A 24315-nucleotide genomic window follows, 5' to 3' on the forward strand; every position below is an offset into this window, starting at 1 on the left:
ATAATAAGATTATCTATTTTTTTTAATAAATCTCTAAAAATCAAGGAACTAAAATCATGAACAAAACCCTCTATCGCGTCATCTTCAACTCTTGTCGCGGTTGCCTGATGGTTGTTGCAGAGAATGTGAAGCGCGAGGGTAAAAGCTGTGCCGATAGTGGTTCAGGCAGCGTTCATGTGAAATCTGTTCCTTTTGGTACTGCTCATGCACCTATTCGTTGTTCAAATCTCTTTTCTTTTTCCTTATTAGGCTTTTGTTTATGTTTGGCGTTGGGTACAGCCAATATTGCTTTTGCTGATGGCATTGTCGCCGATAAAGCTGCCCCTAAAAGCCAACAAGCCACGATTTTGCAAACAGGTAACGGCACACCGCAAGTCAATATTCAAACCCCTACTTTGGCAGGGGTTTCTGTTAATCAATACGTCCAGTTTGATGTGGGTAATCGTGGGGCGATTTTAAACAACAGTCGCAGCAACACTCAAACACAGCTAGGTGGCTGGATTCAAGGCAATCCTTGGTTAGCAACTGGCGAAGCGCGGGTGATTGTGAATCAAGTGAATTCTGCTCATTCTTCACAACTGAATGGCTATATTGAAGTGGGTGGACGACGTGCAGAAGTCGTTATCGCCAATCCAGCAGGGATTGCAGTCAATGGTGGTGGTTTTATCAATGCTTCTCGTGCCACTTTGACGACAGGTGCGCCACAATATCAAGCAGGTGCATTAACAGGCTTTCAGGTTCGTTCAGGTCATGTTGCGATTACAGGACAAGGTTTAGACGCACGCGATGCGGATTACACACGCATACTCAGTGAACATGCCAAAATTGATGCACCCATATGGGGACAAGATATTCGTGTTATCGCGGGACAAAATGATGTGGCCGCAATGGGTGATGCACATTCGCCTATTCCCAATAATGCTGCTGCCCATACATCTAACAATACAGCCAACAACGGCACACATATCCCTTTATTTGCGATTGATACCGGCACATTAGGCGGTATGTATGCCAACAAAATCACCTTAATCAGTACAGCAGAACAAGCAGGCATTCGCAATCAAGGGCAGCTATTTGCTTCGGCGGGCAATGTTGCCCTAGATGCCAATGGTCAGTTAATCAATAATGGTACGATTGCCGCTACCAATGCACAAGATACGAATAATACAGCGGAACACAAAATCCATATCCACAGTCAAGCTATTGAAAACAGCGGTACGATTGCCTCGCAACAAGGCAGTCAAATTCACAGTCAATCGATTCAAAACACGGGCACATTATTGTCATCAGGTGAATTATTGATTCACAATTCAGGCAACCTGAAAAATGAGACCACCGGCACACTTGAAGCTGCTCGCTTAGCCATTCAGACCGATACACTCACTAATCAAGGCAAACTCTCGCAAACAGGTTCACAAAAACTGCATATTGAAGCGACTGGGGCATTGAGCAACAGTGGCAAAATTGGTTTACCCGAAAACACCGCAAATAACAAAACCAGTCACGGTGGTACAGGCAATAGTCCCACACAAACGAATACCCCCAGCAGCGCGACAGGTTCAGGCAGCACGCATATTCAACCTAATACAGGTCATGCAGGCAATACTGTTACGCCGACTCAACTGGCAGAAGGCATGATTCAAACCAAAGGTGAGTTCAATCATTCAGGCAGCCTGAATGCCAATGGCGGTGTGGATTTGACTGCAAAAAGTGGTTTGACTAATACAGCTGAATTGAATGTGAACCGGTTAGTGGTATCGGGAGAGGTATTGGGCAACACAAACGCCAAAATTACCGCACAAACAACAGATATTCACACCGACACCGTTCATAATCAGCAAGGTGAATTCACTGCCGTTCAACAGTTAAATATTACGGCGCATCAATTAGACAACCGCGCAGGTAAATTGCAATCGGTAAACGATGCGGATTTAGCAGTTTCAGGCAGCCTGAATAATCAAGGAGGCGAGATTGCAGCAAATCATGCTTTGAATATTCACGATAATCAAGCGAAAACACTGCGGATTGACAATACAGACGGCAAGATTGTAGCGAAAGATGTTTCGTTGCAAAGCAAATCGCTGAACAATCAGGGTAATCTGGCTGCTGGAAATCAATTGTCCATTGATTTAAAAGATGACTTTACCATTGAACGCGATTTAACGGCTGGCAATCAGTTAAACATCAACACACAAGGCAGCCTGAATAATACGCACCATGTAACAGCTGGCGGGGCAGTTACATTGCGAGCAGAACACAATGTGACCAATCTCGGATTGGTGAACAGCAATGGTTTGACACGCGTACAGGCAAGTCAACAATTGCTGAATATTGGCATGGGTAAAATTTACGGCAACCATGTAGCATTAGCTAGCGATAGTGTGGTCAATCGAGAAGAGAACGGCAAAGCGGCGGTAGTGGCAGCTCGGGAGCGTTTGGATATTGGGGCACGAGAAATTGTGAATCAAGAAGCGTCAGTATTGTCTAGTGAAGGCGATTTAGGGATTGGAGGCAGTCTGAATGCAGAGCATAAAGCCACAGGTTTAGCAGACAGTTTAATCAATGGTAGTGCACGAATTGAAGCGCAAGGTAATGGCAGCATTGCGGTTAGAGATTTGAGGAATTTGAATAATCATTTTAAAACGGAAGAATATTTAGCTAACAGCCGCCATGTTGTTGCTTATGGATATGCAAATAGTACGACTCGTTATATAGATGGTGTAGATGGAAGAGAGGATAAGCATAGAACAAACTTTCATTTCCATCTCAATGATGGCACAACAGCCATCAGTATTCACGGTAAGCAAACCAAAATCGTTGTTCGTGAAGAATATGATGAATTAACCTATAAAGAAAAAATTGTTGAAGGCAGTAATCGTCCAGCCAGTATTGTCCTTAGTGGCTCACTCAATATACATGGAGATAAATGGTTAAATGAAAATAGCCATATCATAGCAGGAGAAAATACAGTAGGAAATAATAATCAACTTATTGAAAATAAAGAATCATTAGGCAATCAACGCATTGAAAAGCATAATGCTAAAGCTGAATTGAACTCGTACAATAGAGGTGGTAAAGCACACACAGGAAAACGCAGAATTCGTTTTGATGTAGCAACAGGGTTTGATGCTGCTCCTAAATTAAGCACTTATCATTTTGCTGATGATATTGTCGTTTTTAAACAAAACACAGCAATAGGCGTAAACCAACAAACTGCCGATAAGTTACCCCATGCAAGCATCACAACAGGCAATATTAAAACCCTAAATAACAATACGATAACGCTACCCACCAACAGTCTCTACACCATCAACCCCAACCATTCAGGTCCTTTGGTTGAGACCGACCCTACCTTTGCGAATTATCGGCAATGGCTAGGCAGCGACTATATGCTGGCTGCCTTAAAAAACGACCCGAACAATATGCATAAACGCTTGGGTGATGGCTATTACGAGCAAAAGCTGGTTAATGAACAAATCAACCGTTTAACAGGTTATCGCCGTTTAGATGGCTATACCAATGACGAAGAGCAATTCAAAGCCTTAATGCAAAATGGCATTACGGCAGCGCAAGAATTAGGTTTGAGTCTAGGGGTTTCCTTGTCTGCCCAGCAAGTTGCACGCTTAACTTCTGACATTGTTTGGTTAGAAACACAAACAGTGACACTGCCTAATGGTTCAGTGCAAACAGTGTTTGTACCCAAAGTTTATGTGGTGGCCAAAAAAGGCGATTTAGACGTTTCAGGCAGCCTCATCAGCGCAGACAAAATTCATTTGAATATCAGCAATGGCACTTTGCAAAATACAGGCACGATTGGCGTACGTCAAATTGCAGCGATTAATGCCAAAGACATTGAGCATTCAGGGCATTTGCAAGCAGATAAGATTGGTTTGCAAGCAACGAATCATATTGATTTTAATGGCGGCACAGCAGTTTCTGGCAGCCTGTTTCAAGCGAATGCAAACAACATCAATTTGAACAGCACCACCAGCACATCAGGCGACAAACGCAATGGCAATACAGTATTTGACCGTGTAGCGGCAGTGTATGTAGAAGGCGATGCACAGGGTAATGGCACATTGAGTTTACACGCAAAAAATGATGTCAATCTGCATGCTGCCCAGTTGAGCAATGCCGCCAGCAATGGCACAACGCACATCATCGCGCAAAATAATTTAAATATCAGCACAGTTCGCACAGAAAATCACGAAACGTATAGCGAATTAAGCGATAAAAATCATCGCCATGTTCATCAAACGGCAGAAATGGGCAGTCAAATCCAAACGCAAAGCAATGTGGTTTTGGCATCGGGCAATGATTTAAACATTCGTCAAGGCGACATCAACAGCGCCAATGGCACGGTTGCTTTGTCCGCAAAAAACAATGTTTCCATCCAAGAAGGACGGCAAACATTGGCTATGGACGTATCGGTGTACAGCAAATCTCGTGGTGTATTGTCCAGCACGAAGACATTAGACCAATTTCAGTTGAATCACGATGAAGCGGTTGGCAGCACAATTACAGCGAAACAAATTTCTGTTTCTGCTGGAAAAGACGTTGCCATTCGTGGCTCAAACGTCATTTCTGATGAAGAAACACAAATTGTTGCAGCAGAAAATGTTTCATTAACAGCAGCACAAAATCATTACCGCGACAATGAATTTCATCAAACCAAAAAATCAGGTTTAATGAGTTCAGGTGGCATCGGCTTTGCCATCGGCAGCAAAAAAACCACCGATGACACCGACAGCACCAGCCTTACCCACACAGGCAGCACCGTAGGTAGCATCAAAGGCGATACCACCATTGTTGCAGGCAAACACTACGAACAAATCGGCAGTACTGTATCCAGCCCAGAAGGTAACAACACCATTCATGCCCAAAGCATAGACATTCGTGCAGCACAAAACAAGAGACAAAACGACCACATTCATATCCAAGAACAAAAAGGCTTAACCGTTGCCCTTAATGTCCCTATTGTACAAGCAGCACAAAGCATGGTTCAGACAGCCCAAACCGTTGGCAAAAGCAAAAACGACCGCGTTAATGCCATGGCAGCGGTCAATGCAGGCTGGCAAGCCTATCAAACAGGTAAGAGTGCACAAAACTTAGCCAGCAACCCTAAAAAAGCAGCAGCAGAAGTCAGCATTTCCATAACCTACGGCGAACAGCAAAACCGACAAACCACCCAAGTTCAAGCAAGCCAAGCCCAAGCGAGTCAAATTCAAGCAGGTAGTAAAACCACATTAATCGCCACAGGCGCAGCAGAACAATCCAACATCAACATAACAGGTTCAGATGTTGCAGGTAAAGCAGGCACCACCCTGATTGCCGATAACGACATCACACTCCAATCCGCCGAACAAAGCAGCAGAGAACGCAGCAACAACAAAAGCAGCGGCTGGAACGCAGGAGTTGCCGTATCATTCGGACAAGGAGGCTGGTCATTAGGCGTTACCGCAGGTGGCAATATAGGCAAGGGACATGGCAATGGCGACAGCCTCACCCACCGCCACAGCCATATTGGCGACAAAGGCAGCCAAACCCTTATCCAAAGCAGAGGCAACACCACCATCAAAGGCGCCCAAGTCATTGGCAAAGGCGTACAAGTTAATGCCAAAGACCTAAGCATTCAAAGCGTACAAGATAGCGAAACCTATCAAAGCAAACAACAAAACGCCAGTGCACAAGTGACCGTAGGCTATGGAGCCAGTGCAAGTGGCAATTACAGCCAAAGCAGAATCAACGCCGAGCACCAAAGCGTCAGCGCACAAAGCGGCATTTACGCAGGCGATGAGGGCTATCAAGTGAATGTGAAACAACACACCCAACTTGATGGCGGCATTATCACGTCCAGCCAAAGCGCAGAAGACAAAGGCAAAAACCGATTCATCACAGGCACACTGACGACAAGCGACATCAAAAACCACAGCCGATACGAAGGCGAAAGTTTCGGCTTAGGTGCCAGCGCAACGATCAGCGGTAAAACACTGGGGCAAGGAGAACAAAATAAATCACAAGACAGCCACTTAAAAAGCGAAGCGGATAAAAACGGCGCAAGTTCATCAGTGGGTTACGGCAGAGACAGCGACAAACAAAGCAGCATCACAAAAAGCGGCATCAACACCCAAAATATCCGCATTACAGATGAAGACAAACAAATCCAACTGACGGGCAAAACAGCAGAAGAAACCAAAGCCCAAATCCATACCGACACCACAACGCAAACCGCCCAAGAGCTTTCAGGCAGCCTGAAAAACGTATTTGACAAAGAAGCGGTGCAAAGTGAACTGGATTTGCAAAGAACCGTTAGCCAAAGTTTTAATCAAAACGTTCAGGCTGCCAATACCGAAATTAATAAACACCTAGACGAATTAAAGGAAAAACTAGACGACTCAAAAATTAGTGCAACAGAAAAGGCCGATATAGAAGGCAAAATCAACAATTGGCAACGAGGAAAAGTGCTACTCAACAGCATTGCCGCGGGCTTAAGTGCGCCGATTCAAAGCACAACAGGTATGGTTGCAGCGACTGCATCGCCAGCATTGTCATATGAAATTGGACAACACTTTAAAGAAAAAGACGCAGAAGGAACGAGCGCGCATATCCTTGCCCATGCGGTATTGGGAGCGGCTGTTGCAGCGGCAGGAGACAATAAGGCCCTAGCAGGAGCATTGAGTGCAGGTGGAGCGGAGGCTGCTGCGCCTTATATTAGCAAATGGTTATACGACAAAGAAAAAGGCAGCGACTTAACAGCAGAAGAGAAAGAAACTGTAACAGCGATTACAAACTTATTGGGAACGGCTACAGGTGCAGCAGTCGGCAACAGCGCAACAGATGCAGCGCAAGGCAGCCTGAATGCGCAAAGTGCGGTGGAGAATAATAGCCTTTATGTTGATAAAAATGGGGTAGTTATCCGTAATATTCCTAATGATGACTACAATATCTATCAATATGATTATGTTTGCTCCCCTATTGCTGGAAATAATTGTCCTAATTTGACAGACTTTGATGAATTGTATAATTCACCCAAAAAAGTTGTAGGTCAAGTAATGTGGCAGGACTCATTTACTAGTCCAGAATCAGGGAAATCTTTTGGTATCATACATTTTAGGGAAAATATAGAACCATATATCTATCAACTTAATGATAAAGCATGGGGTCAATGGGATACTACTGTTGCTAGAAAAAGTCTTCCAGGAGGAGAATACGATATAAAAAGCAATTATCCTGGTGCTGGTTCATATCATGGATTTTTATTTCAGGGTAAATATATTTCATTGAGAGATGCTGGAAATATCTTAGCAGGTATGAATGCTGCTGTTAATGGAAAAACTTTTGATGAATTTCAACAAGCCAGTGGAGCATTACAACAGGGTGGTAAGACAGGAGTTTTATTAAATGTGTTTACTGGTAAAACTTATGGTTCTGCTCCTATGTATGGTGAATTACCGTATCAATACTATAAAAGTAAATATGGTTACGACTTAGGACGACAAAGAATATGGATAAAAGATAACATAAAATATATAGTTCCTAATAATATACCAAGTATTGGAGAGATATTTAATGGAATTCGTTAATAATTTAGTCATTTTTTCCTCTTTATTACTAATACTTATTCCGATATTTCTTGCAATATACGGTATATACCATACGATATGGTATCGTAAAACATGTATCCTAAAAATGAGTTTTACATTATTGGTGATAATATTTTGCAGTATGTATTATATATATTGCCGTTATCTTGACCAACAAAAACTGGCTCATTATTGCATAGATGGACAATGTATTTCTATTGTTCATCTATGCAAAGATTGTGGTATAAATTCTCCTACATATGCGAGAATTTACACAGGAAAAATATTGTTTAGATTTCAAACAAAAGCGAAAAATTATGCTGAATTACTTATGGAAGATGATATATTAATTAGTAAAAAAACTTTGGGAAATAAATTTATCATTTATGGGTCTTTACCTGTAATGAACGGTAAATTAGATAATATTGAAATAAAAGAAGCAGCTGGTTATATAAATAGAGACGGTATTGATTATATTGTCTCAAAAAAATTAAAATTCAGGTATTTATATTAATTGTGATTATCCTGAATCACTAGAAAGCATAGCGTGAACACTCGTTGTCCGTGCAACATAACCACAGCACCCTTAACTCCTTTTCAGGCTGTCTATCATCATAAATATCTTTTTTTGGTTTTTGATATAAATATAACTTTGTATCAAACCGACCGCCATTTGCGCAACAACAGCGATTGGAACTGTGGCGACAATATTTGGCTGATTCAATGGTTTGCGCCATTGGGACACAGCCATCAAATGCGCTCAGCTGTGCGCCAGTTATTTCCTAATACGACTGTACGTGCCTTATATCATAAAGGCTCGGATAAGGGTTTGAGAATTTTAACTTTTAAAACTTGATGCAATCGTGTATTGAATGCCTATTGATGATTTTATTGATTTTGCGACCACACCATGAAACTTCGTTTATCCTATTTGGCTAATTTACCTCACATACACTTCTTGTCTTTCATTCGCTTCTTACCTTTGTGCTGCTTATCAGCAGGCATCATCGCTCCTGCTACTTTGTTCGCTGCCCCCAACCCTACCGAAATCCGTATGCAACAAGACATTCAACAACGCCAACGCGAAGAGCAGTTGCACCAAACGATGCAGCCTGAAACCGATGTGCGTTTACAAGGTGAACGTGTTAATGAAACACTTAATCAGCCTATGGACAATGACGATAAGCAACCATGTTTTGCCATTAACGAAGTGGTTTTAGAAGGCGAACATCATGCATGGTTTCAGTTTGCCCTAAAACAAGCATTGCACGAAACCGATTTTCAGGCAGGCAAATGTTTGAATGCAGGCGCGATTAACCGCATCATGACGGTGGCGCAAAATGCAGTCATTGGCAAGGGCTTTACCACAACGCGCATCATGGCAGCACCGCAGGATTTAAACAGTGGTAAATTGGTTTTAACGGTATTGGTGGGTTATCTTAAAAACATTGAAGTCGATATGTCGCAAACAGATACCACTCATGCAGGTCGCATTGCCGCCTTTCAAAATGAGTTTCCTACGCGTTCTGACGGCATCTTGAATTTGCGCGATTTGGAACAGGGTTTGGAGAATTTAAAGCGCATTCCAACCGTAGAAGCGGATATTCAAATTATGCCTGTGGACGGTGTACCCAATCAAAGTACAGTATTAGTGAAATGGCGGCAGCGATTGTTGCCTTATCGCTTGAGTCTCGGCATCGATGATTCTGGTATGAAAGCAACAGGCAAATATCAAGGCAATATTACCTTCTCGGCAGATAATCCATTGGGATTGAGCGATTTGTTTTATGTGAACTACGGGCATTCCATCGGCAATGTACCCAATGAAACAAACAGTACAAGCAGCCTGAAAAAAGGCAGTACTTATAATTACGCGTTGCATTATTCCGTACCCTTTGGCAAATGGACATGGACATTTAACCACAGCGGCTACCGCTATCATCAAGCGGTAGCAGGATTAAGCGAAGCGTATGACTACAATGGCAAAAGCGACAACACCGATTTAGGTTTCAACCGCTTAATCTACCGCGATGCCAAACGCAAAACGCATATTGGTGCAAAATTATGGACACGCGAAACACAAAGCTATATTGACGATGCGGAGATTACGGTGCAACGCCGTAGAACAGCAGGCTGGTTAGCCGAGTTAAGCCATAAAGAATACATCGGCAACAGCACCGCCAATTTTAAAATCACTTACAAACGCGGTACAGGCATGTACGATGCCCTGCCATCACCCGAAGAACCCTTTGGCGAAGGCACGTCGCGCATGAAAATTTGGACAGTCAGTACTGATGTGAACATTCCCTTTCAAATTGGCAAACAGTTATTTGCTTACGACACCAACTTTCAAGCACAATGGAATAAAACTCCATTGACCCCACAAGATAAAATCGCCATTGGCGGACGCTATACCGTGCGCGGATTTGATGGCGAATTAAGCCTATCAGCCGAACGCGGTTGGTATTGGCACAATGATTTGAGCTGGCAGTTTAAGCCAGGGCATCAACTGTATTTAGGCACAGATGTGGGACATGTTTCAGGACAATCGGCAAAATGGTTATTGGGACAGACTTTGGCTGGCGCAACGGTGGGCGTACGCGGACAAATGACAGTGGGTGGGAATTTACACTATGATTTGTTTGCCAGTCGTGCGGTGAAGAAACCTGAGTATTTTAGGACAAAGAAATGGGTAACGGGGTTTCAGGTGAGTTATTCGTTTTGATGAGTGTGAAGTGAAGGCAGTCATTGACCTCATAAAATCCTTGATTTAGAATAATAAGATTATCTATTTTTTTTAATAAATCTCTAAAAATCAAGGAACTAAAATCATGAACAAAACCCTCTATCGCGTCATCTTCAACTCTTGTCGCGGTTGCCTGATGGTTGTTGCAGAGAATGTGAAGCGCGAGGGTAAAAGCTGTGCCGATAGTGGTTCAGGCAGCGTTCATGTGAAATCTGTTCCTTTTGGTACTGCTCATGCACCTATTCGTTGTTCAAATCTCTTTTCTTTTTCCTTATTAGGCTTTTGTTTATGTTTGGCGTTGGGTACAGCCAATATTGCTTTTGCTGATGGCATTGTCGCCGATAAAGCTGCCCCTAAAAGCCAACAAGCCACGATTTTGCAAACAGGTAACGGCACACCGCAAGTCAATATTCAAACCCCTACTTTGGCAGGGGTTTCTGTTAATCAATACGTCCAGTTTGATGTGGGTAATCGTGGGGCGATTTTAAACAACAGTCGCAGCAACACTCAAACACAGCTAGGTGGCTGGATTCAAGGCAATCCTTGGTTAGCAACTGGCGAAGCGCGGGTGATTGTGAATCAAGTGAATTCTGCTCATTCTTCACAACTGAATGGCTATATTGAAGTGGGTGGACGACGTGCAGAAGTCGTTATCGCCAATCCAGCAGGGATTGCAGTCAATGGTGGTGGTTTTATCAATGCTTCTCGTGCCACTTTGACGACAGGTGCGCCACAATATCAAGCAGGTGCATTAACAGGCTTTCAGGTTCGTTCAGGTCATGTTGCGATTACAGGACAAGGTTTAGACGCACGCGATGCGGATTACACACGCATACTCAGTGAACATGCCAAAATTGATGCACCCATATGGGGACAAGATATTCGTGTTATCGCGGGACAAAATGATGTGGCCGCAATGGGTGATGCACATTCGCCTATTCCCAATAATGCTGCTGCCCATACATCTAACAATACAGCCAACAACGGCACACATATCCCTTTATTTGCGATTGATACCGGCACATTAGGCGGTATGTATGCCAACAAAATCACCTTAATCAGTACAGCAGAACAAGCAGGCATTCGCAATCAAGGGCAGCTATTTGCTTCGGCGGGCAATGTTGCCCTAGATGCCAATGGTCAGTTAATCAATAATGGTACGATTGCCGCTACCAATGCACAAGATACGAATAATACAGCGGAACACAAAATCCATATCCACAGTCAAGCTATTGAAAACAGCGGTACGATTGCCTCGCAACAAGGCAGTCAAATTCACAGTCAATCGATTCAAAACACGGGCACATTATTGTCATCAGGTGAATTATTGATTCACAATTCAGGCAACCTGAAAAATGAGACCACCGGCACACTTGAAGCTGCTCGCTTAGCCATTCAGACCGATACACTCACTAATCAAGGCAAACTCTCGCAAACAGGTTCACAAAAACTGCATATTGAAGCGACTGGGGCATTGAGCAACAGTGGCAAAATTGGTTTACCCGAAAACACCGCAAATAACAAAACCAGTCACGGTGGTACAGGCAATAGTCCCACACAAACGAATACCCCCAGCAGCGCGACAGGTTCAGGCAGCACGCATATTCAACCTAATACAGGTCATGCAGGCAATACTGTTACGCCGACTCAACTGGCAGAAGGCATGATTCAAACCAAAGGTGAGTTCAATCATTCAGGCAGCCTGAATGCCAATGGCGGTGTGGATTTGACTGCAAAAAGTGGTTTGACTAATACAGCTGAATTGAATGTGAACCGGTTAGTGGTATCGGGAGAGGTATTGGGCAACACAAACGCCAAAATTACCGCACAAACAACAGATATTCACACCGACACCGTTCATAATCAGCAAGGTGAATTCACTGCCGTTCAACAGTTAAATATTACGGCGCATCAATTAGACAACCGCGCAGGTAAATTGCAATCGGTAAACGATGCGGATTTAGCAGTTTCAGGCAGCCTGAATAATCAAGGAGGCGAGATTGCAGCAAATCATGCTTTGAATATTCACGATAATCAAGCGAAAACACTGCGGATTGACAATACAGACGGCAAGATTGTAGCGAAAGATGTTTCGTTGCAAAGCAAATCGCTGAACAATCAGGGTAATCTGGCTGCTGGAAATCAATTGTCCATTGATTTAAAAGATGACTTTACCATTGAACGCGATTTAACGGCTGGCAATCAGTTAAACATCAACACACAAGGCAGCCTGAATAATACGCACCATGTAACAGCTGGCGGGGCAGTTACATTGCGAGCAGAACACAATGTGACCAATCTCGGATTGGTGAACAGCAATGGTTTGACACGCGTACAGGCAAGTCAACAATTGCTGAATATTGGCATGGGTAAAATTTACGGCAACCATGTAGCATTAGCTAGCGATAGTGTGGTCAATCGAGAAGAGAACGGCAAAGCGGCGGTAGTGGCAGCTCGGGAGCGTTTGGATATTGGGGCACGAGAAATTGTGAATCAAGAAGCGTCAGTATTGTCTAGTGAAGGCGATTTAGGGATTGGAGGCAGTCTGAATGCAGAGCATAAAGCCACAGGTTTAGCAGACAGTTTAATCAATGGTAGTGCACGAATTGAAGCGCAAGGTAATGGCAGCATTGCGGTTAGAGATTTGAGGAATTTGAATAATCATTTTAAAACGGAAGAATATTTAGCTAACAGCCGCCATGTTGTTGCTTATGGATATGCAAATAGTACGACTCGTTATATAGATGGTGTAGATGGAAGAGAGGATAAGCATAGAACAAACTTTCATTTCCATCTCAATGATGGCACAACAGCCATCAGTATTCACGGTAAGCAAACCAAAATCGTTGTTCGTGAAGAATATGATGAATTAACCTATAAAGAAAAAATTGTTGAAGGCAGTAATCGTCCAGCCAGTATTGTCCTTAGTGGCTCACTCAATATACATGGAGATAAATGGTTAAATGAAAATAGCCATATCATAGCAGGAGAAAATACAGTAGGAAATAATAATCAACTTATTGAAAATAAAGAATCATTAGGCAATCAACGCATTGAAAAGCATAATGCTAAAGCTGAATTGAACTCGTACAATAGAGGTGGTAAAGCACACACAGGAAAACGCAGAATTCGTTTTGATGTAGCAACAGGGTTTGATGCTGCTCCTAAATTAAGCACTTATCATTTTGCTGATGATATTGTCGTTTTTAAACAAAACACAGCAATAGGCGTAAACCAACAAACTGCCGATAAGTTACCCCATGCAAGCATCACAACAGGCAATATTAAAACCCTAAATAACAATACGATAACGCTACCCACCAACAGTCTCTACACCATCAACCCCAACCATTCAGGTCCTTTGGTTGAGACCGACCCTACCTTTGCGAATTATCGGCAATGGCTAGGCAGCGACTATATGCTGGCTGCCTTAAAAAACGACCCGAACAATATGCATAAACGCTTGGGTGATGGCTATTACGAGCAAAAGCTGGTTAATGAACAAATCAACCGTTTAACAGGTTATCGCCGTTTAGATGGCTATACCAATGACGAAGAGCAATTCAAAGCCTTAATGCAAAATGGCATTACGGCAGCGCAAGAATTAGGTTTGAGTCTAGGGGTTTCCTTGTCTGCCCAGCAAGTTGCACGCTTAACTTCTGACATTGTTTGGTTAGAAACACAAACAGTGACACTGCCTAATGGTTCAGTGCAAACAGTGTTTGTACCCAAAGTTTATGTGGTGGCCAAAAAAGGCGATTTAGACGTTTCAGGCAGCCTCATCAGCGCAGACAAAATTCATTTGAATATCAGCAATGGCACTTTGCAAAATACAGGCACGATTGGCGTACGTCAAATTGCAGCGATTAATGCCAAAGACATTGAGCATTCAGGGCATTTGCAAGCAGATAAGATTGGTTTGCAAGCAACGAATCATATTGATTTTAATGGCGGCACAGCAGTTTCTGGCAGCCTGTTTCAAGCGAATGCAAACAACATCAATTTGAACAGCACCACCAGCACATCAGGCGACAAACGCAATGGCAATACAGTATTTGACCGTGTAGCGGCAGTGTATGTAGAAGGCGATGCACAGGGTAATGGCACATTGAGTTTACACGCAAAAAATGATGTCAATCTGCATGCTGCCCAGTTGAGCAATGCCGCCAGCAATGGCACAACGCACATCATCGCGCAAAATAATTTAAATATCAGCACAGTTCGCACAGAAAATCACGAAACGTATAGCGAATTAAGCGATAAAAATCATCGCCATGTTCATCAAACGGCAGAAATGGGCAGTCAAATCCAAACGCAAAGCAATGTGGTTTTGGCATCGGGCAATGATTTAAACATTCGTCAAGGCGACATCAACAGCGCCAATGGCACGGTTGCTTTGTCCGCAAAAAACAATGTTTCCATCCAAGAAGGACGGCAAACATTGGCTATGGACGTATCGGTGTACAGCAAATCTCGTGGTGTATTGTCCAGCACGAAGACATTAGACCAATTTCAGTTGAATCACGATGAAGCGGTTGGCAGCACAATTACAGCGAAACAAATTTCTGTTTCTGCTGGAAAAGACGTTGCCATTCGTGGCTCAAACGTCATTTCTGATGAAGAAACACAAATTGTTGCAGCAGAAAATGTTTCATTAACAGCAGCACAAAATCATTACCGCGACAATGAATTTCATCAAACCAAAAAATCAGGTTTAATGAGTTCAGGTGGCATCGGCTTTGCCATCGGCAGCAAAAAAACCACCGATGACACCGACAGCACCAGCCTTACCCACACAGGCAGCACCGTAGGTAGCATCAAAGGCGATACCACCATTGTTGCAGGCAAACACTACGAACAAATCGGCAGTACTGTATCCAGCCCAGAAGGTAACAACACCATTCATGCCCAAAGCATAGACATTCGTGCAGCACAAAACAAGAGACAAAACGACCACATTCATATCCAAGAACAAAAAGGCTTAACCGTTGCCCTTAATGTCCCTATTGTACAAGCAGCACAAAGCATGGTTCAGACAGCCCAAACCGTTGGCAAAAGCAAAAACGACCGCGTTAATGCCATGGCAGCGGTCAATGCAGGCTGGCAAGCCTATCAAACAGGTAAGAGTGCACAAAACTTAGCCAGCAACCCTAAAAAAGCAGCAGCAGAAGTCAGCATTTCCATAACCTACGGCGAACAGCAAAACCGACAAACCACCCAAGTTCAAGCAAGCCAAGCCCAAGCGAGTCAAATTCAAGCAGGTAGTAAAACCACATTAATCGCCACAGGCGCAGCAGAACAATCCAACATCAACATAACAGGTTCAGATGTTGCAGGTAAAGCAGGCACCACCCTGATTGCCGATAACGACATCACACTCCAATCCGCCGAACAAAGCAGCAGAGAACGCAGCAACAACAAAAGCAGCGGCTGGAACGCAGGAGTTGCCGTATCATTCGGACAAGGAGGCTGGTCATTAGGCGTTACCGCAGGTGGCAATATAGGCAAGGGACATGGCAATGGCGACAGCCTCACCCACCGCCACAGCCATATTGGCGACAAAGGCAGCCAAACCCTTATCCAAAGCAGAGGCAACACCACCATCAAAGGCGCCCAAGTCATTGGCAAAGGCGTACAAGTTAATGCCAAAGACCTAAGCATTCAAAGCGTACAAGATAGCGAAACCTATCAAAGCAAACAACAAAACGCCAGTGCACAAGTGACCGTAGGCTATGGAGCCAGTGCAAGTGGCAATTACAGCCAAAGCAGAATCAACGCCGAGCACCAAAGCGTCAGCGCACAAAGCGGCATTTACGCAGGCGATGAGGGCTATCAAGTGAATGTGAAACAACACACCCAACTTGATGGCGGCATTATCACGTCCAGCCAAAGCGCAGAAGACAAAGGCAAAAACCGATTCATCACAGGCACACTGACGACAAGCGACATCAAAAACCACAGCCGATACGAAGGCGAAAGTTTCGGCTTAGGTGCCAGCGCAACGATCAGCGGTAAAACACTGGGGCAAGGAGAACAAAATAAATCACAAGACAGCCACTTAAAAAGCGAAGCGGATAAAAACGGCGCAAGTTCATCAGTGGGTTACGGCAGAGACAGCGACAAACAAAGCAGCATCACAAAAAGCGGCATCAACACCCAAAATATCCGCATTACAGATGAAGACAAACAAATCCAACTGACGGGCAAAACAGCAGAAGAAACCAAAGCCCAAATCCATACCGACACCACAACGCAAACCGCCCAAGAGCTTTCAGGCAGCCTGAAAAACGTATTTGACAAAGAAGCGGTGCAAAACGAGTTGGATTTACAGGTTCAAGTAACAAAAGAATTTGGGTGGTGTCCTGAAAAGTGTGCTGTAAAACTAAACAATGCCAAAATGAATATCAAAGAAAGCCAAATCAAAAACTTTCTTGTGATAAAACATACTTTTAGAAAAGCAACACGTTTTTCTAAACGCTCGCCTTACTTTGTGCCGTAAACGACAGTTATTACCCTCAATGCCAACTGTGTGTTGCTTACCAACTAGATGCCATTCTTCATTTGAAAAGACATTTAAAAATGCAGCCCAGTCGTCGGTCGCAATTCTGTCATAGGTTACACGCAACTCTTTCAAACGCCGTTTGAGTGCTCGCGCTGTTGCTAAATCGCGCTTACCCCAAACGTAAGCGACAATTTCGTCACTTTCTCTGTGATAGGCATAGACTAGCCATACTTTATTAGACTTGTTACCGACAAATGTCCAAAACTCGTCTATTTCAAGTGTAGAGTAATGTTTTTGTTTAGGAAATGGCTCAAACTCATGGCGTTTTAAGGCAGCCTGAACTTTGTCTTTGCTGTAACCCGTAATTGCTGCAATATCGCGAATGCCACAACCTCTAACGGTCATTCTCCAAACCTGTTCATCAGCTTTGGAATGACAACCCTTATAGGTAAGGTTATGGTCGCCAATAAAATTACGGCAGCAATCTTTACAAAAATACTTTTGTTTACGATTGCCAGAGTAGCCATTTTTCTTTATATTTTGTCCTTGGCAGCGAGGACAAATTAGAGTTATTTCTGTTTTCACACACTCAAATATACTCTGTTTTCGCTGCTTTTTTATTGCTTATTTTTTACAGCACACTTTTCAGGACACCACCGATTTTTTAACTATTTATCAAGATTTTAAAGTTGAAAATGCAACATCTACATTGATTTAAAATTTCAGGCAGCCTGAAAAACCGCAATCCCTCATTTTTGCTATAATCCCACATCTTTTAGTCAATTCAACTTTCAGGCAGCCTGAACCATGTTAAACAAATACAACCCCTCCGAAATTGAAACCAAACATTACCAAAATTGGGAACAAAACGGCTATTTTGCCGCCGATTTTGCGAAAAAAGACAGCTTTTCCATTCAGCTCCCACCGCCAAACGTAACAGGCACATTGCACATGGGACACGCATTCAACCAAACCATTATGGACGGTTTGGCGCGTTACTACCGCATGAAAGGCTTTAACACTTGCTGGATTCCAGGGACTGACCACGCAGGCATCGCCACGCAAATCGTGGTAGAACGCCAATTAGCCGAACAAAATATTAGCCGCCACGATTTAGGGCGCGAAGCCTTTTTAGAAAAAGTGTGGCAATGGAAAGAAAAATCAGGCGGCACAATCACGCAACAAATGCGTCGCGTGGGCTGCTCTGCCGATTGGTCTCGCGAATATTTCACAATGGACGACACACGCGCCGAAATCGTTACCCAAGTGTTTGTTAAATTATACAATCAAGGCTTGATTTATCGCGGCAAACGCTTGGTAAACTGGGACCCTGTGTTGGGTACAGCCGTTTCCGATTTGGAAGTGGAAAACGTTGAAACGGACGGCTCAATGTGGCATATCCGTTACCCATTGGCGGACAATCCGAATGAAGCCGTTATCGTGGCAACCACGCGCCCTGAAACGTTGCTCGGCGACGTGGCGGTGGCAGTACACCCCGAAGATGAACGCTATACACATTTAATTGGCAAGAATTTAATTTTGCCTTTGACAGGTCGCACGATTCCTGTGATTGCCGATGAATATGTGGAAAAGGATTTCGGTTCAGGCTGCGTAAAAATTACCCCTGCCCACGATTTCAACGACTACGAAGTCGGCAAACGCCACGACACTTTATTGATTAACGTGTTGAGTTTGGAAGCGAAAATTTTGGCGGAAGCGGAAGTATTTGATTACCGCAGCCAAGCCCACGAAACGTGCAGGCTGCCTGAAAAATACGCAGGTTTAGACCGTTTCGCGGCGCGTAAACAAATCGTGTCGGATTTACAAGAACAAGGCTATTTAGTCAAAATTGAACCGCACAAATTGATGACTCCAAAAGGCGACCGCACAGGCTCGGTTATTGAACCGATGCTGACGAATCAATGGTTTGTGGCGATGTCGGCAACCGCAAACGGCGGCGAACCTGACAGCGAATTTAAAGGCATGAGTTTGGTGCAAAAAGCGAAACACGCGACTGAAAGCGGTCAAGTGCGTTTCGTTCCTGAAAATTGGATTAACACTTATAACCAATGGATGAACAATATCCAAGATTGGTGTATTTCGCGCCAGTTGTGGTGGGGGCATCAAATCCCTGCGTGGTACGATGAAAACGGCAAAATTTACGTTGCATTAACCGAAGAAGAAGCGCAAAAACAAGCAGGCAGCCTGCAAATCACACGCGATGAAGATGTGTTGGATACTTGGTTCTCGTCTGCGCTTGTGCCGTTCTCTACGCTGGGCTGGAAAGACGGCGAACCTGACACGGAAGCGATGAAAGCGTTTATTCCATCTAGCGCGTTGGTAACTGGCTACGAGATTATTTTCTTTTGGGTGGCGCGTATGATTATGATGACGACCCATATTGTTGGCAAAGTGCCGTTCCGCGACGTGTATATTCACGGCATTGTGCGCGATCACGAAGGCAAAAAAATGTCTAAATCAGAGGGTAATGTGATTGACCCTGTTGATTTGATTGACGGAATTGATTTGGAAAATTTATTGGTTAAACGCACGACTGGTTTACGCCGCCCTGAAACCGCCCCAGCCGTGAAAGAAGCGACTAAAAAACTGTTCCCAGAAGGCATTCCGTCAATGGGTGCGGACGCGTTGCGTTTCACGATGGCGAGTTATGCGAGCTTGGGTCGTGGCGTGAATTTTGATTTTAAACGTGCGGAAGGCTATCGCAATTTCTGCAATAAAATTTGGAACGCGACCAATTTCGTGTTGATGAACACGGAAGAGAAAGATTGCGGTTTGTCGGGCGATGTGAAATTCAGTTTTGTTGATGAATGGATTATTTCGCGTCTGCAACAAACGATTGCGGCGGTTGCGCAGGCTTATGAAACCTATCGTTTTGATTTGGCGGCGGAATTATTATACAGCTTTGTTTGGAACGACTATTGCGACTGGTATTTGGAATTGGCGAAAGTGCAGCTGCAATCGGGTGATGAAATCCAAGCTCGCAGCACACGCCGCGTGTTGTTGCAGGTGTTGGAAGCCAGCTTGCGATTGTTGCACCCAATTATGCCGTTTATCACGGAAGAATTGTGGCAAGTCATCGCCCCAATGGCGAACGTGAAAACGGGAGACAGCATTATGATTGCGGCGTTCCCTGTGGCTGATGAGTCGCAAATCGTTCAGGCAGCCTTGGACAAAATGGCAGCGTTGCAAGAATTGATTGGCGCGGTTCGTAATTTGCGTGGCGAAATGGGTATTCAACCGAGCGTGAAAGCTCCGTTGTTTATTGAAAGCGCGGACGATTTAGCGGCGTATTTGAATTACTTGCCGATGTTGGCACGTTTGACCGAAGCGACCCAAGTGGACACGCTGCCTGAAAGTGAAGACGCTCCTGTGGCGGTGTGTAACGGTGCAAGATTGATGCTGAAAGTGGAAGTGGACAAAGCCGCCGAAACCGCTCGCCTGAACAAGGAAGCGGAGAAATTGCAAAAAGCATTGGACAAATTGAACGCGAAATTGTCTAAAGCAGGTTATGTGGACAAAGCTCCTGCCCATTTGGTTGAGAAAGATAAAGCGGAATTGGCTGAGCTGGAAGACAAAATGGCGAAAGTGAAAGCGGCTTTAGCGAAGTTGGCGTAATTTGAAAACAGGCTGCCTGAAAGTGGGGAAATTCATTTTCAGGCAGCCTGAAAACTAAGAACCCGTATTCACAAACAACTATTTGATAAATTTTAATATTTGTGAAATATACCCTAGTTTAACAAAATTTTCAGCAGATAAATTCGTCTGCTCAAAATCTTTTGCTAAACGTTGAGACCAACCTAACCATGCAAACGTTCGTTCTACAATCCAACGTTTGGGCAGAATATGCCAAGAAATATCTTGAATTCTCTTTGAAATCTCAACAGTTAAACCCAATTGCTCTGATACTTCACGCTCAAATGTATTCCGATAACCTGCGTCCGCACAGAAACCTTTTAAACTCGGATAGGTCTCAAACGCTTTTTTTGCTACAAAAATACCTGCTTTTGTGTCATGAATATTGGCTGCATGAACCACAACAGACAATAGATTACCCAACGTATCAACAGCTATATGTCGCTTACGACCTTTGATTTTTTTACCTCCATCAAAACCTTTATCATGTGCGCTAGAAGCTGTTTTGACACTTTGTGAATCAAGAATGGCATAAGTTGGCATTGCTTGTTTTTGATGGATTAAACGTTTTTTTGAACCAATGCCAAAAGAATTCTATCCCATAAGCCTGATTGATTGGCTCTGCGATAGAAACTCCATACGGTTGAATAAGGTGGAAAATCATTGGGCAGCATACGCCATTGGCAACCTGTTTTGGTGATGTACAAAACGGCATTCACTAATTGACGTTTATCCTATTTGTAGTGGCGTAGCTGGTTAAAATATGGCTCAATCGCTTGCCATTGGGCATCTGTTAAGTCTGTTGGGTAGGATTTTCTAGTCATAAGGATATTTTATCATTTTTGTGAATACAGGTTCTAAAATTTAAATCCCATTTAAATTATGTATCTATTTTATTTATATTTCTTTCATTTTCAATCCATTGATTAAAAATATGATCGGCTATTATTTTATCAGATAAAAATGAATCGTAAGAATAGTTAGCATGCGCCTTTTTATTAACTACATCATATACTAATTTTAATTGTGTTAAAGTTTTACCCTGATAAATTTCAAATAATTTACGCAGATCTTTAAAGTTCTCCATACCCAAATCAAGAAATTTCATTTGTAATTCAACTGGAGCGAAATTACTACCGAAAACCTTTAATTTATGCTTCTCAGTAATAACGCTATCTTCCTTAAAAAATTCATTAAAAAACAAACTATTATGATCATTTGAACCATAAATATACACAGTATCAACAGTGTATTTTGCATATTCAAGTGCTAACTCAATCAGATCAATCTGTATTTGGTTTAACTGTTTTTCAAATATAGAATTATTTAACATTTTCAATTTCCTTGATAAAAAAGTTTCCGTCAATCGTATATCTAACTTTAAATGAATCTGGTCTTAAATTATTTCCTTTATATATAACATCAACATTTACTGTTACCCTTTTATTTTTCATTAGCGCGCCTGCCCATTCGTTTTCAAGAATCTTATAATCACTCAAATTCACGCCCTGAAGTTGAGACACTAAATTATCCAATTTTGGAGAACCGCCAAATCTATCTCCTGCTAAGTGCCCAGAATGATCACCTTTGAGTTTTCCAGGGGTATTGGGATTGTGATAAAGCCTTTTAGCTTGTTCAGTTAATTGAAACTCTTGTGCATCCCATGTCTTCAAGCGACCAAGATGGTCGGTTTGATATAAATATTCAAATTCTCCAGCCTGATATGTTACGTTAGGTTTTAGTTTTCCTTTCGAATCTAAATGAGACCCATCTCTGATAATATTATCTGAAGAATGCGTTAATACTATATTAAACCTGTCGCCATGTTTATTGACAGTTTGCTCATGCACCGAACTTCCTTGAGCAACTTCCCCAGTTGCCGTTCCAACCACTTCATCAACACGTTTACTTGCTGATTCACCTTTGGATTGCAAAGAATCAGCACTATCACTTCCTTTAGAAGAAGTACTGCCTTTGCTATCTGTTGTGTTATGGCTGTTATGTGCGCGGCTTTCTATTGGACGAGATAGATTTTCAGGCTGCCTTTGTTTTATAAAAACATTTATAATACGCGCTGTTATGAATTACTCAGGCAGCCTGAAACACTCATTTTCAGGCTGCCTGAAAAACTTTTTTATTTTGAAAGAACAACCATGTCCGAAATCCTAGAACAATTCCGCAAACGCCGCACGTTTGCCATTATTTCCCACCCCGACGCAGGTAAAACCACATTAACCGAAAAACTGCTGTTATTTTCAGGCGCAATCCAAAGCGCAGGCACGGTAAAAGGCAAAAAAACAGGCAAATTCGCCACATCCGACTGGATGGAAATCGAGCAACAACGCGGCATTTCCGTAGCGTCTTCCGTGATGCAATTTGAATATTTAGACCACGTTGTCAATTTGTTGGACACGCCCGGACACCAAGACTTTTCAGAAGACACTTACCGCGTATTGACGGCGGTGGACAGCGCGTTGATGGTGATTGACGCGGCAAAAGGCGTGGAAGCGCAAACGATTAAATTGTTGAACGTTTGCCGTATGCGAAATACGCCGATTGTTACTTTTATGAACAAATACGACCGCGAAGTGCGCGACAGTTTGGAATTGTTGGACGAAGTGGAAAATGTGTTGCAAATCCGTTGTGCGCCAGTTACTTGGCCCATCGGCATGGGCAAAAATTTCAAAGGCGTGTACCACATTTTGAACGATGAAATTTATTTGTTTGAAGCAGGCGGCGAGAAATTGCCACACGAATTTGACATCATCAAAGGGATTGATAATCCTGAATTGGCAGCGCGTTTTCCGTTGGAAATCCAACAGTTACGCGATGAAATTGAATTGGTTCAGGCAGCGTCAAATGAATTTAACTTGGAAGAATTTTTGGCTGGCGAACTCACGCCTGTGTTTTTCGGTTCAGCAATTAACAATTTTGGTGTGCAAGAAATTCTCAATTCATTGATTGATTGGGCACCTGCACCCAAGCCACGTGATGCAACCGTGCGCGAAGTTCAGCCTGATGAACCTAAATTTTCTGGTTTTATCTTTAAAATTCAGGCAAATATGGACCCAAAACATCGCGACCGCATTGCGTTTTTGCGCGTGTGTTCAGGTAAATTTGAGCGCGGCATGAAAATCAAGCACTTACGCATTAACCGCGACATCAGCGCGAGCAGCGTGGTGACATTTATGTCGCATGACCGCGAGTTAGTAGAAGAAGCGTATGCTGGCGATATTATCGGCATTCCAAATCACGGTAACATTCAGATTGGCGATAGTTTTTCGGAAGGCGAACAGTTGGCGTTTATGGGCATTCCGTTTTTCGCGCCTGAATTGTTCCGCAGCGTGCGAATTAAAAATCCGTTGAAAATGAAACAGTTGCAAAAAGGCTTGCAGCAGCTTGGTGAAGAAGGCGCGGTGCAGGTGTTTAAACCGCATTCGGGCGCAGATTTGATTTTGGGCGCGGTGGGCGTGTTGCAATTTGAAGTCGTAACGGCGCGTTTGGCGGCGGAATATGGCGTGGAAGCGGTGTTTGACAATGTGTCGGTGTGGTCGGCGCGCTGGGTTTCGTGCGATGACAAGAAGAAATTGGCGGAATTTGAAAAGGCGAATGTGGCGAATTTGGCGATTGATGCTGGCGGCAATTTGGCGTATCTCGCGCCCAATCGTGTGAATTTGAATTTGACGCAGGAACGTTGGCCAGAAATTGTGTTCCATGAAACGCGTGAGCATTCTGTGAATTTGAATGGGTAATAATTTTTGGGTTAAAGGACAAAATGGTTGGTAAAAAGCGCTGAAAGCCTTATGCTTAAAGGCTTTCAGATAGGTCAA

12 protein-coding genes and 1 pseudogene are annotated in these 24315 nt (G+C 43.4%); 7 read left to right on the top strand and 6 right to left on the bottom strand.

All coding sequences use genetic code 11. The annotated features are described in order from the left end of the window. Positions 1-56: 56 nt before the first annotated feature. From QEO93_RS09395 to QEO93_RS09415, 5 genes and pseudogenes are all read left to right on the top strand, one after another. On the top strand, positions 57-7583 hold the full coding sequence (locus QEO93_RS09395; protein WP_284627580.1) for a two-partner secretion domain-containing protein: 7527 nt from the start codon (positions 57-59) through the stop codon (positions 7581-7583). After that, positions 7570-8097, top strand: coding sequence for a hypothetical protein (locus tag QEO93_RS09400; RefSeq protein ID WP_089152857.1), 528 nt, complete (start codon positions 7570-7572; stop codon positions 8095-8097). Before QEO93_RS09395 ends, QEO93_RS09400 begins: the two co-directional genes overlap by 14 nt. 138 nt (positions 8098-8235) lie before the next feature. Continuing rightward, positions 8236-8439 carry a toxin-activating lysine-acyltransferase gene (locus QEO93_RS09405; protein WP_245832155.1) on the top strand — a complete coding sequence of 68 codons (204 nt, stop codon included), beginning with the start codon at positions 8236-8238 and terminating at the stop codon, positions 8437-8439. A 54-nt stretch (positions 8440-8493) separates the two neighbouring features. Next, positions 8494-10308, top strand: a complete 1815-nt coding sequence (locus QEO93_RS09410; protein WP_284627581.1) for a ShlB/FhaC/HecB family hemolysin secretion/activation protein — start codon at positions 8494-8496, stop codon at positions 10306-10308. 106 nt (positions 10309-10414) lie between these two features. Beyond that, positions 10415-16328, top strand: a pseudogene (locus QEO93_RS09415) (two-partner secretion domain-containing protein); the annotation flags it as partial. 383 nt (positions 16329-16711) lie between these two features. Here QEO93_RS09415 and QEO93_RS09420 read toward each other — a convergent pair. Next, entirely contained in the window at positions 16712-17416 is a 705-nt protein-coding gene (locus QEO93_RS09420; RefSeq protein WP_284627560.1) for an IS1 family transposase, read from the bottom strand. Positions 17417-17638: 222 nt separating this feature from the next. Here QEO93_RS09420 and QEO93_RS09425 point away from each other — a divergent pair, with 222 nt between their 5' ends. Further along, complete coding sequence (locus QEO93_RS09425; protein WP_032136236.1) at positions 17639-20467, top strand: valine--tRNA ligase; 2829 nt, start codon at positions 17639-17641, stop codon at positions 20465-20467. A 78-nt stretch (positions 20468-20545) separates the two neighbouring features. On the opposite strand, the gene QEO93_RS09430 is transcribed toward QEO93_RS09425, so the two are convergent. The 5 genes from QEO93_RS09430 to QEO93_RS09445 are packed head-to-tail and all read right to left on the bottom strand — an operon-like array spanning position 20546 to position 22419. Next, positions 20546-21067 carry an IS5 family transposase gene (locus tag QEO93_RS09430; RefSeq protein WP_348651513.1) on the bottom strand — a complete coding sequence of 174 codons (522 nt, stop codon included), beginning with the start codon at positions 21065-21067 and terminating at the stop codon, positions 20546-20548. Beyond that, positions 21046-21204, bottom strand: coding sequence for a transposase (locus QEO93_RS09435; RefSeq protein WP_080657843.1), 159 nt, complete (start codon positions 21202-21204; stop codon positions 21046-21048). The genes QEO93_RS09430 and QEO93_RS09435 overlap by 22 nt, the downstream gene beginning before the upstream one ends. A 15-nt stretch (positions 21205-21219) precedes the next feature. Beyond that, on the bottom strand, positions 21220-21309 hold the full coding sequence (locus QEO93_RS11740) for a transposase (protein WP_425337432.1): 90 nt from the start codon (positions 21307-21309) through the stop codon (positions 21220-21222). A 56-nt stretch (positions 21310-21365) separates the two neighbouring features. After that, positions 21366-21818 carry a hypothetical protein gene (locus QEO93_RS09440; RefSeq protein WP_032136637.1) on the bottom strand — a complete coding sequence of 151 codons (453 nt, stop codon included), beginning with the start codon at positions 21816-21818 and terminating at the stop codon, positions 21366-21368. Continuing rightward, the gene (locus tag QEO93_RS09445; RefSeq protein ID WP_245190622.1) at positions 21808-22419 is read right to left on the bottom strand and encodes a DNA/RNA non-specific endonuclease; all 612 of its coding nucleotides are present in this window, start codon (positions 22417-22419) and stop codon (positions 21808-21810) included. Before QEO93_RS09445 ends, QEO93_RS09440 begins: the two co-directional genes overlap by 11 nt. A gap of 219 nt (positions 22420-22638) precedes the next feature. Between QEO93_RS09445 and QEO93_RS09450 the strand changes: the two genes are divergently transcribed. Beyond that, complete coding sequence (locus QEO93_RS09450; RefSeq protein ID WP_032136766.1) at positions 22639-24237, top strand: peptide chain release factor 3; 1599 nt, start codon at positions 22639-22641, stop codon at positions 24235-24237. Positions 24238-24315 lie beyond the last annotated feature (78 nt).

Source organism: Kingella negevensis (assembly GCF_030177895.1).
GTDB classification, from domain to species: domain Bacteria; phylum Pseudomonadota; class Gammaproteobacteria; order Burkholderiales; family Neisseriaceae; genus Kingella_C; species Kingella_C negevensis.